This is a genomic window from Paracoccus sp. (in: a-proteobacteria), assembly GCF_030538755.1.
GTDB lineage: Bacteria > Pseudomonadota > Alphaproteobacteria > Rhodobacterales > Rhodobacteraceae > Paracoccus.
In genome coordinates, this window is record NZ_JAUNTJ010000005.1 from 13925 (window position 1) to 30365 (window position 16441).

A 16441-nucleotide genomic window follows, 5' to 3' on the forward strand; every position below is an offset into this window, starting at 1 on the left:
GCTGGTGTTTCGGGCGTCGGGCCGGTCTCCTGGCTTGCGGGTCATGGCTGACTGCCGCCTTCCCACCCGATAAGGCAGTGGCATAATGGCAGCCCGCTGTCCGCATACAGTCGCGGGGGCGGCTGGGGATTCGGCGGATGCCTTGACCCCATTCCCGTTTAGCCCTTGCGGGCACCTGACACACCAGCCTTGCCAGAAAGGCCCCGCCCGATCAAGCCGCCGTGACAGGCGCGATCAGGTGAAAGAATGTCCCGGTCACGCTGCCACGATACGATCCGGTTTCAGGCACCATTGCGCCCTCGGCATCGGTGACGCGGGCCAGCGGCGGGTCGGGCTGGTCGATGATGGTGGAATAGTGGAACTCGTGCCCCGCCAGATGCGCGCCCGCCGCATGGCCCGGCATCGGCGCGATCAGCGCCGCCCGGCGATAGCCCAGATGCATCCGCCGCCGCTCGTAACTGGTGACAAGGCCCAGCAGCCCCGCCATCTGGTGCCGCGTGCCGCCCGCGTCGATCAGCCCCTGCCCCAAGGCCATATAGCCGCCGCATTCGCCATGCACCGGGCGGGTTTCGGCGTGCCGGGCCAGCCCGGCGCGGAACCGCGCCGCCGCGGCCAGTCGTCCGGCGTGCAGTTCCGGGTATCCTCCGGGCAGCCAGACCAGATCGGCATCGGGGGGCGGCTGATCGGCCAGCGGCGAAAACGGGATGATCTCGGCCCCCGCTGCCCGCCAGCCCGCCAGCAGATGCGGATAGGCAAAGGAAAACGCCGCATCCTGTGCCATGGCGATGCGCTGCGCCGGAGGCGTCGGCAGCGCGCCCGGCACAGGCGGCGCGCTGGACCGTGCCGCCGCCCGGATCGCCGCCAGATCGACATGTTCGCGCAAAAATGCGGCATAGCCGGCGATGGCGGCATCCAGATCGGGGTGTTCCACCGCCTGCACCAGCCCAAGGTGACGTTCCGGCAGGGTCAGGTCTCCGCGCCGGGGCAGCGCGCCCAGAACCGGCAGGCCCGCCCGCTCCATCCCCAGCCGCACCAGCCGTTCGTGGCGCGGGCTGGCGACGCGGTTCAGGATCACGCCCGCAAAGGGCAGGTCGCGGCCATAGGCGGCAAAGCCCATCGCCACCGCCGCCGCCGATTGCGCCTGCCCCGACACGTCGATCACCAGCACCACCGGCCAGCCCATCATCGCGGCCAGTTCCGCGCTGGAGCCGCGCCCGGCCTGACCGGCGCGCGCCACACCGTCGTAAAGCCCCATCGAGCCTTCGGCCACGATCACATCGGCCCCAGCCGCCTGCGCCGCCACCGCGCCCAGCAGGCCCGGCCCCATCGCCCATGTGTCCAGATTGAACGATTCGCGCCCGCAGGCGGCGCGGTGAAAGGCCGGGTCGATGTAATCGGGGCCGCTTTTGAATGGTTGCACCGTGGCACCGTCATCGGCCAGCGCGCGCAAAAGACCTAGCATCACCGTGGTTTTGCCGGTGCCGGATGCGGGGGCGGAAATCATCAGGCCCGGTATCATTCGCGGCTGTCCTTATAGATGGAATCGGCGGTTTGCGGGCGAAAGCGGCGGTCGTAATCGGGGGCGTAAAGGCTGCTTTCGGCAAAGCCCTCGGCCGCCAGTGCCGGGCCGACCAGAATCAGCGCGGTGCGTTCCATGCTGCCCGCCACCGCCTGTTCCGCCCCGGCCAGGGTGCTGCGGATGATGCGCTGGTCGGGCCAGCTTGCGCGCCAGACCACGGCGACGGGGCAATCGGCACCGTAATGCGGGATCAGATCGGCGGCGACCTGTGCCAGATTCTGGATCGACAGATGCACCGCCAGCGTCGCCCCGGTCGCGCCAAAGGCGGCCAGCGTTTCCCCCGACGGCATGGCGCTGGCCCGGCCCGGCGTGCGGGTCAGCACCACCGATTGCGCCACCTCTGGCAGGGTCAGTTCCGCCCCCAGGGCCGCCGCCGCCGCCGCGAAAGACGGCACGCCCGGCGTCACCGTATAAGGAATGCCCAGATCGCGCAGGCGGCGCAACTGTTCGCCCATGGCCGACCACACCGACAGATCGCCCGAATGCAGCCGCGCCACATCCTGCCCGGCCTGATGCGCGGCGCTGATTTCCGCGATGATCTGGTCCAGCGACAGGGGCGCGGTGTTCACGATCCGCGCGCCGGGGGGGCAATGGGTCAGCACCCCCGGCGGCACCAGCGATCCGGCGTAAAGGCAGACCGGGCAGGCGGCGATCAGATCGCGCCCGCGCAGGGTCAGCAGGTCGGGCGCGCCGGGTCCGGCGCCGATGAAATGCACGGTCATGGGCTGTCCTTCAGGGCTATGGCGCAGGTGGCGCGGCGGTCGGGCGAGACGACGCGCACTGCCGCCAGCCGTGCGCCGGGACCGGCGGCGGCAAGGGCTGCGGCCTCGGCCAGCGATCCGGTGGCGCGGGCGCGCAGGCTGGCGGCGGATTGCGTGGGCGTATCGGCGGGCAGGTCGGTCACGGCGATCACCGGCAGACCAAGAACAGCCAGCGCGGCGGCCTTGTCAGGCGCGGTGGCGGCATGGGTGGGCGTCAGGCCGGTGGCGGCGGTGGCGGCCTGCAACGCCCCGCGCAAGGACGCCACGCCGGCGGTTGAGGTAAAGCCGAACCCCGCCACGATCACAGCAGCACCGACCATTGCACAATGGGATAGGCCGCGCGCCAGCCGCGCAACCGGCCCAAGGGCGCGGCCTCGGCCAGTTCCACCCGCAGCAGGCTGCCGCCATGCGCGGCCTGCGCCTGCGCCAGCAGCGCCTCGGATTCCAGCGTCACCGCATGGGCCACGATCCGGGTGCCGGGGCGCAGCGCCGCCAGCCGGTCCAGCAAAGCCGCCGACAGCCCGCCGCCGACGAATACCGCATCGGGGTCGGGCGCGCCGTCCAGCACCTGCGGCGCGCGGCCCTGCCGGATCTCCAGCCGGTCGGCACCCAAGGCATCGGCATTGGCGCGGGCACGGGCGGCGCGGGCGGGGTCGGCCTCGAACCCGATGGCGCGGTTGGCCGGATGGGCCAGCAGCCACTCGATCCCGATTGAGCCAGACCCGGCACCGATGTCCCACAACAGCTCGCCCGCGCGGGGGGCCAGCGCAGACAAGGCCAGCGCGCGGACGGGGCGTTTGCTGATCTGGCCATCGTGATCGAACAGATCATCCGGCAGGCCGCTGGCGCACGGGATGACCGCCCCGCCGCCCGCCACCTGCACCGCCACGGCCACCGGATGCGCCGCATCCAGCGCGTAATCCGCCGCGCGGGCGTGCCGCAGCCGTTCGCGCGGACCGCCCAGAGCCTCCATCACCGTCAGGTCACTGTCGCCAAAGCCCCGCGCCACCAGCAGCGCCGCCAGATCACCCACCGCCGCGCCGTCACGCAGCAGCAGGATCAGCCGCGCGCCGGGGGCCAGATGCGGGCGCACCCGTGCCAGAGGCGCGGCGTGCAGGCCAAGGCAGGTAACGCTTTCCAACCCCCAGCCCATCCGCGCCGCCGCCAGCGACAAGCTGGACACCGCAGGCAGCGCCCGCCATTCGCCAGCGGGCAGATGCCGCGCCAGCACCGCGCCCGCGCCGAACCAGAACGGATCGCCGGATGCCAGCATCACCACCCGCCGCCCCCGATGCGCCAGCAGGCGCGGGATGCCATCGGCAAAGGGCACCGGCCAGACCAGCCGTTCGCCCGCGCCGATCCCGGCGATCAGATCCAGATGACGCGGCGCCCCGGCGATGATTTCGGCGCTTTCGATGGCGGCGCGGCTTGCGGGGGGCAGGCCGCCCGGTGCATCTTCACCGATACCGATGATGGTCAGCCACGGATCAGCCATGCAACGTATCCTCGTTCTGGGCGGCACAACCGAAGCCAGCGCACTGGCCGCCGCACTGGCCGGGCGCGGGGCCGATGTCGTGCTGTCCTATGCCGGGCGCACCCGCGCGCCGCGCGCGCAGCCGGTGCCGGTGCGCATCGGCGGCTTTGGCGGGGTGCAGGGGCTGGCCGATTACCTGCGCGGCCACGGGATCACGCATCTGATCGACGCCACCCACCCCTTTGCCGCCACGATCAGCCGCAATGCGGTGGCAGCGGCGCAGATCACCGGCACACCGCTGATCGCGCTGACCCGCCCGCCGTGGCAGCCCGGCCCCGGTGACGACTGGCACCATGTCCCCGACATCGCCGCCGCCGTCACCGCGCTGAGCGGCCCGGCGCAGCGCGTCATGCTGGCCCTGGGGCGGATGCAACTGCCCGAATTCGCCGCGCAGCCGCAGCATCATTACCTGCTGCGTCTGGTCGATCCGCCGGATCAGCCGCCGCCTCTGCCCCGCCATCAGGTGATCGTGGATCGCGGCCCCTTTACGACTGCGGGCGACATGGCGCTGATGCGCGACCATGGCACCCGGATCATCGTGGCCAAGAACGCAGGCGGCACAGGCGCGGATGCCAAGCTGGCCGCCGCCCGCGCGCTGCGCCTGCCGGTGATCCTGATCGACCGCCCCGCCCTGCCGCCGCGCCGGCAGGCGTTCAGCGTGGCCGAGGTGCTGGCCTGGCTGGATCATCCCGCCGACCTTGGGGTGTAAAGCCAGCGGCCCACCATCCGCGTCTGCGACGATCCGACGATGACCATAGTGCGCATATCCGCCATCTCGGGCCGGGCATCGGTCAGGGGGACGACGCGCAATTCTTCGTCGGGTGTCGTCACCGCGCGGGCGAACAGCACCGGGCGGGCATCGGCGCATTCCTGCCGCAGAACATCCAGCGTGCGGGCGAACCCCTCAGGCCGGGATTTCGACCGGGGGTTGTAAAAGGCCATGGCGAAATCTGCCTGCGCGGCCAGCCGCAGGCGGCGCTCGATCAGCGCCCATGGTTTCAGGTTGTCCGACAGGTTGATGGCGCAGAAATCATGGCCCAAGGGCGCACCGGCCCGCGCCGCCGCCGCCAGCATTGCGGTGATGCCGGGCAGCACCCGCACATCCAGATCGCGCCATTGCGGCGGACCGCCCTCGACCGCCTCGAACACGGCCGAGGCCATGGCGAAGACCCCCGGATCGCCCGAGGACACCACCACCACCCGCGCGCCCTCGGCCGCCAGTTGCAGGGCATGGGCGGCGCGGTCCAGCTCGACCCGGTTGTCGGTCGGGTGCAGGCGCAGCCCCGCGCGAGGGGCGACGCGGGCGACATAGGGGATATAGCCGATCACATCGGTTGCCTGCGCCAGCGCATCGGCCACCTGCGGCGTGACCAGCGCATCATCCCCCGGCCCAAGGCCCGCGATGGCGACCCAGCCTGCCCCGCTCATGGTCGCCGCCCCTGACCGTGGATCAGCAGGATCGAGAAATAGGGCGCCGCGCCATCGACCTGCGCCAGCGGGCGCACGGTCTGGCCGGGCATCTGGGCGTATTCGATCAGCCAAGCCTGATCTGTCCGCCCCGCCGCCGCAATGGCGCGGCGCAGCTTGGGCAGGTTGCGGCCGATCTTCATCACCACCAGCGCGTCGGTATCGGCGATGCGGCGGGTCAGTTCCGCTTCCGGCATGGTGCCCATGGCGACGGTCAGCACATCGTCGCCCCAGGTGATCGGCTGGCCGGTCGCCGTCCATGCGCCCGACATGCCGGTAATGCCCGGCACCACCTGCACCGGCACCAGATCGCGCAGCCGGGTGTAAAGATGCATGAAGGAACCGTAAAAGAACGGATCACCCTCGCACAGCACCACCACATCCGCACCCGCCCGCGCCAGCCCGGCCAGCCGCTGCGCGCAATCGGCATAGAACCCGGCCAAAGCGGCGTTATAGCGCGGATCGCTGACCGGGATTTCAGTGGTGACGGGGTATTCCATCGGATGTTCGGTCACGCCCGCATCCAGCATCCCGTCCACGATGCGCCGCGCCTGCCCCAAGGCACCCGCCTTGCGGAAATAGGCGACATGGCGCGCGCCCCGGATCAGGCGGTCGGCGCGCACGCTCATCAGATCGGCGGCACCGGGGCCAAGGCCGACGCCGTGAATGGTGCCCGCCGCCGGGGCGGGGGCCGGGCTGGCTGTCGGGGCGGGGGTCACGGTTGGGTCTTGCGCGCTCATTCCGCGCGGCTCGCCAGGGCGTTGACGGCGGCGACGGTGATGGCGCTGCCGCCCAGCCGTCCGCGCACGATGCAGCAGGGCACCGGCTGCGCCGCCCACAGCGCATCCTTGGATTCCGCCGCGCCGATAAAGCCCACCGGACAGCCGATGATGGCGGCGGGGCGCGGGCAGGCCGGGTCTTCCAGCATGTTCAGCAGGTGAAACAGCGCGGTGGGCGCATTGCCGATGGCGACCACGGCACCGGCCAGATGCGGGCGCCACAGCTCCAGCGCCGCAGCCGAGCGGGTGTTGCCCATATCCGCCGCCAGTCCGGGCACCACCGGATCATGCAGCGTGCAGATGACGCGGTTATCGGCAGGCAGGCGCGGCCGCGTCACCCCTTCGGACACCATGCGCGCGTCGCACAGGATCGGCGCGCCCGCATTCAGCGCCCCGCGCGCCGCCGCCACGAAATCCGGCGACATGAACACATCCTGTTCCAGCCCGACCAGACCGGCGGCATGGATCATCCGCACCACGACCTGTTCCTGATCGGGGTCAAAGCGGGCCAGATCGGCCTCGGCCCGGATGGTGGCAAAGGACTGGCGATAGATGGCCGCGCCATCGGTTTCGTAGGTGTAAGGCATCAGTCATCTCCGAAACGGGCAAGCACTTGGTCGGGCGTCAGACCCGTTTCCACGGGCGGATCGCATGGGCGGGCGTTGAAGGCCAGATCGAACGCGCCGTCGCGGCCCGTTAAAACGACATCGGCGGCGCGGGTGCGGGCGCAGCCCTTGGCGCAGCCCGACACATGCAGCCGCCCCTGAATATGCGGCGCCAGCGCCAGCGCCATGCCGCGCGTTTCCACGCTGGCCTGCGGGCAAAAGGGCGCGCCCGCGCAGGCATCGACGCGCAGCGCGGCCGCGCCGGGGCTGGCGAACAGGCCAAAGGGCATCGGCCCGGCATTGACCGCCGATTCCAGCACCATGATCCGCCACGGCGTGACCCGCAGCCCCATGCAGACGCTGCGCGACATCATCGGGTTCAGCAATTCGGCCTCGATCTGGCCAAAGGCCGCGCCGATGGCCAGCCCGGCAGGCGTCAGCCCCGGAACCATCACCGGCCGCGAGGGGCGGGGCCGCGCGCCGGTATCAGCCCAGACGGGCAGCGCGGCGCGGTGGCGCGCCATGCGCCCGGCCGCCTCGCCGCCGCTGTCCACGAACCAGCGGGCCAGCGCGATCAGGGCATCCACCTCGGCGCCTTTTGTCAGGGTGCAGCCGGTGGCCCGCCCCTCGGCCCGCAGGATCAGATCGCCGGTTTCGCCGCGCTCGATGCGGAAATCGGCGGAATCCTGCGCCAGAATCGGCGCGGAGCCGGCGTCGATGGCAAAGCCCACCTTGGCGGGCAGGCGCGGCAGTTCCGCCAGCCGCGCCATCAGCTCAACCGAGATGCGTTCGCTGTCGTCGCCCGGCACCCAGTCGGGCGCGGTCAGGATATTGCGGCGCATCTCGGTTTCGACATCCGGGTCCAGCAGGTCCAGCTCGGCCAGGGTTTCCTGCAATTGCGCCAGCCGGTCGGGCTGAACGCCGCGGATCTGCAAATTGGCGCGGCTGGTCAGGTCGATCAGCCCGACGCCATGCGTCCGCGCCGCCACCGCCAGCCAGCGCGCCTGCCGCCGCGACAGCCGCGCCAGACGCGGGCGCACCCGCACCACCAGCCCGTCGCCCGATGCCATGGGCCGCAGCGCGCCGGGGCACCAGCCCTTGACCACGCCGTTCATCCCGACAGCCCCGCAATGATCGAGTTGCGGCGCGTCTGCCACAGCCCGGCCTGATGCAGCGCCGCAAACCGCGCGCGCATCGCGGCCAGAGCCTGCGGGTTGGCCTGTTCCAGAAAGGCAAGGATATCGGGATCGCCCAAGGTAGCCTCGTGATACAGATCGAACAGATGCGGCGGAACCGCCCCTGCCAAATGCGCAAAAGCCGCAAGATGTTCAAGCGTCGCCGCAATTTCCGCCGCGCCGCGAAACCCGTGCGGGATCATGCCGCGCAGCCATGCCGGATTGGCGGCGCGGGCGCGGGTGACGCGGGCGATTTCCTCGGTCAGGGTGCGGGCGCGGGGGTTGGCGGGGTCGCGCGCATCCATGTGATACAGCGCCGCCTGCCCGCCGGTCAGCGCCTGAGCGGCGGCAAAGCCCGCCTCGTGACCGGCGTAATCGGCGGCCAGCAGCAGGTCGGTTTCGGGCAAATCCTGAATATGAACAAAGGCTTGCGCCGCCGCCACCCGTGCGGCAATGCCATCGGGGTCGGGCGCGGGCGCATCCACCGGCCAGCTTGACGCCGCCAGCCACGCCGCCCCCGCCTGCGCCCGGCCCGCATCGGAATAATCCTCGGCGGCATCGGCCATGCCCAGGCCATAGGCCCCCGGTGCCGGGCCATAGACGCGCGGGCCGGGGGCGCGGGCATAGGGGTTCCAGTCGGGCGCTTCGTCCCGCGCGGCCAAAGCGCGCACCGCCTGTTCGAACAGCGCCGCAAGCTGGGGAAAAACGTCACGGAACAGGCCCGACACCCGCAGCGTTACATCCAGCCGGGGCCGGTCCAGTTCCGCAACCGGCAGGATTTCCACGCCCGAGACCCGTTCCGACCCCGCATCCCAGACCGGGCGCGCGCCGATCAGATGCAGGGCCATGGCGAATTCCTCGCCCGCGGTGCGCATGGTGGCGCTGCCCCACAGATCGACGATCAGCCTGCGCGGCCAGTCGCCGTGATCCTGCAAATGCCGCCGCACCAGCTCATCAGCCAGCCGCACGCCCTGCGCATGGGCCGACCGGCTGGGCACGCCGCGCGGATCGACGGAAAACAGGTTGCGCCCGGTCGGCACCACATCCCTCCGCCCCCGGTGCGGAGAACCCGACGGCCCCGGAGCCACCCGCCGCCCCGCCAGCGCGGCGCGCAGGCCTTCGGCCTCGCCTTGGGCGGTGCCATAGATATGCAGGCCCTGCCCGAACTGGCTGTCCTTGACGTCGCAGACGAAACGGTCGATCCGGGTGATGGCATCGGTCAGATCGGTGGCCGCGTCCAGCGCCAGATCGGTGGCAAGGCCCACGGCCTCGGCCTCGGCGCGGATGTCGGCTTGCAGCCGGTCGCGGCGCGCCGGGTCCAGCCCGTCGGCGTTCGAGAACTCGTCCAGCAGCGATTCCAGCCGCCACAGGCCCGCGCCCTGCCCCGCCGTGACCTGCGGCGGCGGGATATGGCCCAAGGTCACCGCGCCGATGCGGCGTTTCGCCTGCGCCGCCTCGCCGGGGTCGTTGACGATGAAAGGATAGATCACCGGCAGATCGCCAGTCAGCGCCTGCGGCCAGCAATCACCGGACAGCGCGACCGATTTCCCCGGCAGCCATTCCAGCGTGCCATGCGCGCCGATATGGATGATCGCATCCACGCCCCGCGCCCGCAGCCACAGGTAAAAGGCGACATAGGCATGGCGCGGCGCGCGGGTCAGGTCGTGATATTCGGCATCGCGCGCCTGCGGGCGGCCGCGTTCGGGTTGCAGCGCCACCATCGCGCGCCCGGCAGGGATGGCGGCAAAGTGAAACGCCGCCCCGTCGCAATCCGGGTCATCCTCGGGCGCGCCCCAGATCTGCGCCAGATCATCGCGCAGCGCCTGCGGCAACCCCGCCAGCGCGGCGCGATAATCGGCCAGCGGCCATGCGATGCGGGCCGAGGCCAGCCCCGACAGATCGCCGGGGTCGGCCACATCATAGCCCTGCCCGGCCAGATCGCGCAGGATCGCGCGGGCGGATTCCGGCGCGTCCAGCCCCACCGCATGGGCCATGTTCCAGCCCTTGCCGGGATAGGTGGACAGGATCAGCGCCGGACGCCGCTGCACCGGCGGGGCCGCCAGCCGCAGCCAGCCGGTGACGCGATCGGCAATCGCGGTGATGCAGGCCGGATCGGGGCGGTGTTCGGCGCGGGCAAACTCCAGCGCGGCATCGCGCGGGGCCAGCCCCTTGAAGCTGGCCACCCCGGCAAAGATACGGCCATCCACCTCGGGCAGGACGACATGCATGGCCAGATCGGCGGGCGACAGGCCGCGCGCCGCGCCGTGCCAGCGGGCGCGGTCGTTGGTGGCCAGCGCGATCTGGAACACCGGCACCCCGGCCCCGTCCAGCGGCGTGGTGCCGGCATCGTCGCGGGCGGAAAAGGCGGTGGCGTTGATGATCGCCGCCGGGCGCAGCCGCGCCACCCAATCCGCCAGCCAGCCACGCGCCTGCGGCTGTTTCAGCGACGGCACGAACAGCGACAACACGGCATAGCCGCGCGATTCCAGCTCGTTGGTCAGGGCGGCAAAGGGGGCGGTGTCGGCAGCGGCCAGATAGGCGCGGTAAAACACCAGCAGGATCAGCGGCTTGCCGTCTGACACGCCTTGGCTTGGGCAGATGACGCCGCTGGCCGGATGCCAGCCGCCCACATCGGCCAGCGCAGGCGGCGATGGCACCTGATCCCCGGCCAGCAGGTGCAGTGCGGCGCGGGCGGATTCGGCGCCGCCTGCCTCGCACAGCCGCGACAGCGCGCGCAGCATGGGCACCGGCAGCGTCGAGGCCGCATCAAGCTGGGCATCGGGCCGCCCGTCCGCAGGCAGCACCGCCAGCGCGATGCCGCGTTCCTTGGCCAGGGTCCGCACCACCTGCAACCCATAGGCCCAATAGGATTGCCCGCCGATCAGCCGGATCAGGATCGCCCGCGCATGGGCCAGCACCGTATCGGCATAGGTATCGACCGACAGCGGATGCGCCAGCACCGACAGGTTCAGCAGCCGCGTGGACGGCAGCCCCGACCCCTGCCAGCCTGCCGCGAAAGCCCCCAGATCGCTGTCGGAATAGGACAGCACCACCAGATCGGCGGGGGTTTGCCCCGGATCGGTGGGAACCGCCGTTTCCTCAAGCCCGTGGCTTTCGCGAAAGACGACATGCATGGGCGGGTCAGGCCCCCAGCCCGGCGCGGATCGCGGCCTCGTCCACGCGGTCATGTTCGGCGATCACCACCAGCCGGGTGCGGCGCGGTTCATCGGCCGCCCAGGGCCGGTCAAACTGATAGCGGATGCGCGATCCGACCGCCTGCACCAACAGCCGCATCGGCTTGCCGGTGACGGCGGCATAGCCCTTGACCCGCAAAATATCGCGGGCGCGGGCCAGATCCTCGATGCGGCGGGTCAGATCGGCGGGATCGGCGATTTCACCCATCTCGACCACCACGGTGTCGAAATCGTCGTGTTCGTGATCGTCATGGCCGTCGTGATGGCTGGGCCGGGCGTCCAGATCATCTTCGGCCGCGGCACCAAGGCCCAGCAGAACGCGCGGATCGGCGGCACCCTCGGCCACCTCGATCACCGGAACCTTGCGCTGCATTTCGGCCTCGATCACGGCGCGCGCCGCTGCCACGCCGTCAGGCCCGGCCAGATCGGGTTTCGTCAGCAGGATCAGGTCGGCGCAGGCGATCTGATCCTCGAACACCTCGGACAGCGGGGTTTCGTGGTCGATGCTGTCATCGGCGGCGCGCTGCGCATCCACCGCCGCCACATCGGGGGCAAAGCGGCCCGCCGCCACCGCCTCGGCATCGGCCAGCGCCACCACACCGTCCACGGTGATGCGCGACCGGATCGCGGGCCAGTCAAAGGCGCGCAGCAGCGGCTTGGGCAGGGCCAGACCGGATGTCTCGATCAGGATGTGGTCGGGACGCGGGTCCAGCGCCAGCAGCGCCTCGACCGTGGGGATAAAGTCATCGGCGACGGTGCAGCAGATACAGCCATTGGCCAGCTCGACGATGTTTTCCGCCGGGCAATCGGGGATGGCGCAGCCCTTCAGGATTTCGCCGTCGACGCCCAGCGTGCCGAATTCATTCACCACGACAGCCAGCCGCCGCCCGCCGGAATTGCGGATCAGATTGCTGATAAGCGTCGTCTTGCCTGAACCAAGAAAGCCGGTGACGACGGTAACGGGGACTTTGGACAGATCGGACATGTCAAACCTCTGGTGGGATACGGGCGATGCAGTGTTTGCGAAACAGAACCGGGCGGGCACGCCATGGCACCAGCCCGTCAGGCGTATCGGCATAGGCGGCGGCACCGGCCAGCAGATCGGGCAGATCCCGCGCCGGGTCGATGTCGCCGTAAACATAGGTCCAGCGCCCCGGCCCGCGCAGCGCAATGGTGCAGCCCCGGTTGCAGTTGGACAGGCAGTCCACGGCGGTCACGCGCACACCGGGCGGCGGCGCATCGGCCAGCGCCGCCAGCAGATCGGCACCCGGACGGGTTTCACCGGCAAAGCCGGGGGTCTTGCAGGTGGCACAGACCAGAATTTCAACGCCGGACATGCGGCCCTCGGGGTCGGGGGACAAGGGGAACGATGGCGGGCGCCGCACAGGGAACGACCCGTCACCGGCACACCCCGTCCGGTTTGCGTCTTGCGCTGGCAGGTTTCCCGGCTTGCGGATTCAGGGGCGCATCTGCCCCAGCGGATCGTCGCCTTCCCAGCCGGATGGCCAGTGGCCCGAAGATCCTCTCCGGTCACGGTCGCGGGGGCGGCCCGGCTGCGGGGAAACCCCGCGCCTGTTCCCTTTCCACCTGTCTGCGACAGGTCATGCGCCCGCATTTTCTGCGCCGCCCCGGCGCCCGAGTCAAGCGCCGTCCACAGGGCAACCCGTGCGATCAGCCGTCGCGCAGGGCGGGCAGGCCGACGCCGGTGGCTTCGAACCCGCCATCCGCCGCGATCACCTGCCCGGTGACATAGGCGGCGGCATCGGAACACAGAAACCCGATCACCGCCGCAATTTCGCGTTCGGAGCCGTAACGGTTCAGCGGGATCGCATCGTGATAGGCGGCGCGGATGGCCGGGGTATGCACCGCCAGCGCCAGCTTGGTATCCACCGGCCCCGGCGCGACGCAATTGGCGCGGATGCCACGCTCGCCCAGCTCGGCCGCCTGCTGGCGGGTCAGGTGGATCACCGCCGCCTTGGAGGTGCCATAGGCCACCCGCAGCGTCGATGCCCGCAGCCCGCTGATCGAGGCGATGTTGACGATGGCCCCGCGCCCGTCGTTAAGGTGCGGGATCACAGCCTGCGAGGTCAGGAACACGCCGTCCAGATTGGTCTGCATCACGCTGCGCCAGATCTGGAAATCGGTCTGCGCCATGGGCCGGAAATCGGCCACTCCGGCATTGTTCACCAGCGCGTCGATGCGCCCGAAGGCCGCCACGACCTGCGCCACCATCGCCGCCACCTGATCGGGCTGCGATACGTCGCACAGGATGGGCAGCGCGCCATCCAGCCCCGCTGCCGCCTGTTCCAGCGCCGGGGCGTCGCGGTCGATCATGGCCACGCGCCGCCCCTGTTCCAGAAACAGCCTTGCGGTTGCCAGCCCGATCCCGCGCGCGGCCCCCGTGACAATAGCCGTCAGCGACATGTCAGCCCCCTGTCCATCTTAGCAAAATCTGCGACATCTGCGGCACCAGGGCCACGCCGATCAGCCCGATCAGGCTGGCCAGCAAGAACGGCAGCGTGCCGCGCGCCACCCTTTCAATCGGCAGCCGGGTGACATTGGCGGCCACATACAGGTTGATGCCGACCGGCGGTGTAATCAGCCCGATGGCCAGATTGACCATCAGCAGCACTCCGAACCAGACCGGGTCCCAGCCCATCTGCCGCACGATGGGCAAAAAGATCGGCAACGAGATGAACATCACCGTCACCGCATCCATGAACATGCCCGCAACCAGCAAGATCAGCATGATGACCAGCAGGATCACCCATTGGTTATCCGACAGCCCCAGCAGCGCACCGGAATAGCTGCCGACCAGATCCTCGACCGTGACCACCCAGCCGAACAGGCTGGCATAGGCCACCACCAGCATCACCACCGCAGATGAGGCCGCCGCATCGCTCAGCGACTGATACAGCCCCCGCAGCGTCAGCGTGCGATAGACCAGCCCCCCGATCAGCAGCGCATAGACGGTGGCGACCAGCGCCGCCTCGGTCGGGGTAAAGACGCCGGAATAGATGCCGCCCAGAATCACCGCAGGCGTCATCAGCCCCCAGAAACTGCCGCAAAACGACCGCCACAGCCGCGCGCCATAGGGCAGCCCGGCCCATGGGTCGGGGCTGAGCCGGTCCAGCGCCGCCCGCCCCTGCCCGCCATGGCGGCGCGCGAACGGCAGCACCGCCAGCATCATCAGCCCCATGAAGATGCCCGGAATGATCGCCGCGATGAACAGCCGCGAAATCGAGGTTTCCGCGATCACCCCATAGATCACCAGCCCGATCGAGGGCGGGATGACGATGGAAAACGCCGCCCCCGTGCAGACCAGCCCGGCGGCGAAGGCGCGGTCATAGCCGTCTTCCTCCATCGCGCGGATCAGCATCGGGCCGATGGCCGCGACCGATGCCGGGCCAGACCCGCTGACCGCGCCCCAGAACAGGCAGACGATGGTGCCGACCACGCCCATCCCGCCCGGCAGATTGCCGATCAGCACCCGGAAAAAGCGGATCATCCGTTCCGCAATGCCCAGACTGCCCATCAGCGCGCCGGCAAGGATAAAGAACGGAATGGCCAGCAGCGAATAGCGCGCGATCCCGGTAGCGATCAGATCACCCGCCAGATCAAAGCCGAAACCGATGACCCACATCGCCCAGATCGCCGACAGCCCCAGCGCAAAGGCCACCGGCAGGCCGATGGCCAGCAGCAGGAAAAAGGCCAGAACCATCTGCGTTCCGGCGGGGATATGGCCCAGCAGATCAAACATCGGGCACCTCGCGCCGGGCGTGGTCGGGGTCGCGCAGCGCCTGCACCGCATGCTGGACATAGCGCAGCAGGATCAGCCCGAACCCAAAGGGCACCGCCGCCTGATAATACCACGCCGGAACCCCCAGCGCATAAGAGGTCATGCCATTGCGCAGCAAATTCGCCAGCACCTGCCACGAAAACCACGCCGACAGCGCCAGCAGCAGGCAGGACAGCGCCATCGCCAGCACCAGCACAACCTGCCGCAGCCGCCGCGGCAGCAGCCCGGCCAACAGCGTCACCGCCAGATGCTCACCCCGGCGCGCGGCAATGGCGGCGCCAAAGATGGTCAGCAGCAGAAAGCCGTTGGTCAGCAATTCCTCGCTGGCGGCCAGCGAATAATTGGTCAGATAGCGCACCACCACATTGGCAAAACCGACGGCGGTCATGCCCAGAAACAGCAGCGCACAGATGATCTTTTCCGCCTCGTTCAGCAGGAAACGCATGGTTGGTTCTGTCCCCACGAGCGGCGGGCCAGCGCGGCCCGCCCGCATCAGACCGGCTCAGTTGACGGCGGCAACCGCATCCTGAAACGATTTCACCAGTTCCGGCCCGACCCGTTCGGCCCATGTGTCAAAGGCAGGCTGGGTCGCGGTGCGAAAGGCGGCCAGTTCCTCGGGCGTGGGTTCATACACCTCGACCCCCTGTTCGCGCAAAAAGGCCACGCCTTCGGCCGTGCCCTCGCGGCTGATCTTGCGCTGCCATGCCATCGCCTCGGTCGCGGCCTCTTGCATCTGCGCCTGCGTTTCGGCGTCCAGCGAATCCCATTTGGCGATGGAAATGCCCAGGAACAGCGGGTCATAGGAATAATGCCAGGTCGTCAGATATTTCTGCATCTCATAGACCTGCTGCGGGATGATGACCGCGCCGATGGGGTTTTCCTGCCCGTCCACCACGCCCTGCTGCAAGGCGGTCAGCGTTTCCGACCATTGCATCTGCTGCGGATTGGCCCCCAGCGCGTTCATCACGTCGATATACATCGGCCCGGCCACGCGCAGGTTCAGGCCGCGCATATCCTCGGGCGAGCGGACGGGCCGCGTGTTGTTGGTCAGTTCACGAAAGCCGTTTTCGCCCCATGCCAGCACCTTGATGCCCTTGGACAGCAGGATTTCCTCGATCGGCCTGATCGCCTCGCCCTGGGTGGTGGCATCGACCTGATCGTAGTTCGCATACAGATAGGGCAGCGAAAACACCGCCAGTTCCGGGGCCAGCGGGGTGACGTTGATGGCCGATGTCACCACCAGATCCAGCGCGCCGCGCCCGACCATTTCAGCCTGCCGCATCTGGTCGCCACCCGACAGTTGCGCATTGGGGAACACCCGCACGTCATAGGCCCCGCCGGTCTTTTCCGACAGCAGCTCGCCGAATTTCTCGGCCCCCCTTTGCCATGTCGTCGTATCACCGACGTTATGCGACAGGCGCAGCGTTTCAGCCTGCGCGCCCAAGGCCATCAGGGTCCAGGCCGCCAGCGCGGCCAGACTGATCCGGGTCATGTTCATGTGGTTTTCCTCCCTCTTTGCGGCGCGTTCGCCAGCAGGCAGCATTCCCG

At 69.7% G+C, this 16441-nt stretch carries 16 protein-coding genes and 2 riboswitches; of the genes, 1 reads left to right on the forward strand and 15 read right to left on the reverse strand.

Annotated features, from left to right (window positions below):
• Position 1 precedes the first annotated feature (1 nt).
• Positions 2-194, reverse strand: a riboswitch (cobalamin riboswitch).
• A 17-nt stretch (positions 195-211) separates the two neighbouring features.
• The 4 genes from Q4G14_RS04380 to cbiE are packed head-to-tail and all read right to left on the reverse strand — an operon-like array spanning position 212 to position 3835.
• The gene (locus tag Q4G14_RS04380) at positions 212-1519 is read right to left on the reverse strand and encodes a cobyrinate a,c-diamide synthase (protein ID WP_303360516.1); all 1308 of its coding nucleotides are present in this window, start codon (positions 1517-1519) and stop codon (positions 212-214) included.
• Positions 1516-2301: a precorrin-4 C(11)-methyltransferase gene (cobM, locus tag Q4G14_RS04385; RefSeq protein WP_303360517.1), complete on the reverse strand. Its 786-nt coding sequence runs from the start codon at positions 2299-2301 to the stop codon at positions 1516-1518. The genes Q4G14_RS04380 and cobM overlap by 4 nt, the downstream gene beginning before the upstream one ends.
• Positions 2298-2645, reverse strand: coding sequence for a precorrin methylase (locus Q4G14_RS04390; RefSeq protein ID WP_303360658.1), 348 nt, complete (start codon positions 2643-2645; stop codon positions 2298-2300). The genes cobM and Q4G14_RS04390 overlap by 4 nt, the downstream gene beginning before the upstream one ends.
• Positions 2642-3835 (reverse strand): precorrin-6y C5,15-methyltransferase (decarboxylating) subunit CbiE, encoded by a 1194-nt coding sequence (gene cbiE / locus Q4G14_RS04395; RefSeq protein WP_303360518.1) that lies wholly within the window; start codon positions 3833-3835, stop codon positions 2642-2644. Before cbiE ends, Q4G14_RS04390 begins: the two co-directional genes overlap by 4 nt.
• Between cbiE and Q4G14_RS04400 the strand changes: the two genes are divergently transcribed.
• Positions 3834-4583, forward strand: a complete 750-nt coding sequence (locus Q4G14_RS04400; RefSeq protein WP_303360519.1) for a cobalt-precorrin-6A reductase — start codon at positions 3834-3836, stop codon at positions 4581-4583. The two genes, cbiE and Q4G14_RS04400, sit on opposite strands and share 2 nt — an antisense overlap.
• On the opposite strand, the gene cobJ is transcribed toward Q4G14_RS04400, so the two are convergent.
• The 11 genes from cobJ to Q4G14_RS04455 form a co-directional block, all read right to left on the reverse strand.
• Positions 4559-5302 carry a precorrin-3B C(17)-methyltransferase gene (gene cobJ, locus Q4G14_RS04405; RefSeq protein ID WP_303360520.1) on the reverse strand — a complete coding sequence of 248 codons (744 nt, stop codon included), beginning with the start codon at positions 5300-5302 and terminating at the stop codon, positions 4559-4561. The genes Q4G14_RS04400 and cobJ overlap by 25 nt on opposite strands.
• On the reverse strand, positions 5299-6081 hold the full coding sequence (gene cobI / locus Q4G14_RS04410; RefSeq protein WP_303360521.1) for a precorrin-2 C(20)-methyltransferase: 783 nt from the start codon (positions 6079-6081) through the stop codon (positions 5299-5301). Before cobI ends, cobJ begins: the two co-directional genes overlap by 4 nt.
• The gene (locus Q4G14_RS04415) at positions 6078-6707 is read right to left on the reverse strand and encodes a precorrin-8X methylmutase (protein ID WP_303360522.1); all 630 of its coding nucleotides are present in this window, start codon (positions 6705-6707) and stop codon (positions 6078-6080) included. The genes cobI and Q4G14_RS04415 overlap by 4 nt, the downstream gene beginning before the upstream one ends.
• Positions 6707-7882: a cobalamin biosynthesis protein CobG gene (locus Q4G14_RS04420; protein WP_303360523.1), complete on the reverse strand. Its 1176-nt coding sequence runs from the start codon at positions 7880-7882 to the stop codon at positions 6707-6709. The genes Q4G14_RS04415 and Q4G14_RS04420 overlap by 1 nt, the downstream gene beginning before the upstream one ends.
• The gene (gene cobN / locus Q4G14_RS04425; RefSeq protein ID WP_303360524.1) at positions 7837-11034 is read right to left on the reverse strand and encodes a cobaltochelatase subunit CobN; all 3198 of its coding nucleotides are present in this window, start codon (positions 11032-11034) and stop codon (positions 7837-7839) included. The genes Q4G14_RS04420 and cobN overlap by 46 nt, the downstream gene beginning before the upstream one ends.
• A gap of 7 nt (positions 11035-11041) precedes the next feature.
• Positions 11042-12079 carry a cobalamin biosynthesis protein CobW gene (gene cobW / locus Q4G14_RS04430; RefSeq protein WP_303360525.1) on the reverse strand — a complete coding sequence of 346 codons (1038 nt, stop codon included), beginning with the start codon at positions 12077-12079 and terminating at the stop codon, positions 11042-11044.
• A gap of 1 nt (position 12080) precedes the next feature.
• Positions 12081-12431, reverse strand: coding sequence for a DUF1636 domain-containing protein (locus tag Q4G14_RS04435; protein WP_303360526.1), 351 nt, complete (start codon positions 12429-12431; stop codon positions 12081-12083).
• 79 nt (positions 12432-12510) lie between these two features.
• A riboswitch (cobalamin riboswitch) is annotated at positions 12511-12716 on the reverse strand.
• 49 nt (positions 12717-12765) lie between these two features.
• The gene (locus tag Q4G14_RS04440; protein ID WP_303360527.1) at positions 12766-13518 is read right to left on the reverse strand and encodes an SDR family NAD(P)-dependent oxidoreductase; all 753 of its coding nucleotides are present in this window, start codon (positions 13516-13518) and stop codon (positions 12766-12768) included.
• 1 nt (position 13519) lies between these two features.
• Complete coding sequence (locus Q4G14_RS04445) at positions 13520-14854, reverse strand: TRAP transporter large permease (RefSeq protein WP_303360528.1); 1335 nt, start codon at positions 14852-14854, stop codon at positions 13520-13522.
• The gene (locus Q4G14_RS04450) at positions 14847-15338 is read right to left on the reverse strand and encodes a TRAP transporter small permease (RefSeq protein ID WP_303360529.1); all 492 of its coding nucleotides are present in this window, start codon (positions 15336-15338) and stop codon (positions 14847-14849) included. Before Q4G14_RS04450 ends, Q4G14_RS04445 begins: the two co-directional genes overlap by 8 nt.
• A gap of 57 nt (positions 15339-15395) precedes the next feature.
• Positions 15396-16391 carry a DctP family TRAP transporter solute-binding subunit gene (locus Q4G14_RS04455; RefSeq protein WP_303360530.1) on the reverse strand — a complete coding sequence of 332 codons (996 nt, stop codon included), beginning with the start codon at positions 16389-16391 and terminating at the stop codon, positions 15396-15398.
• Positions 16392-16441: the final 50 nt, after the last annotated feature.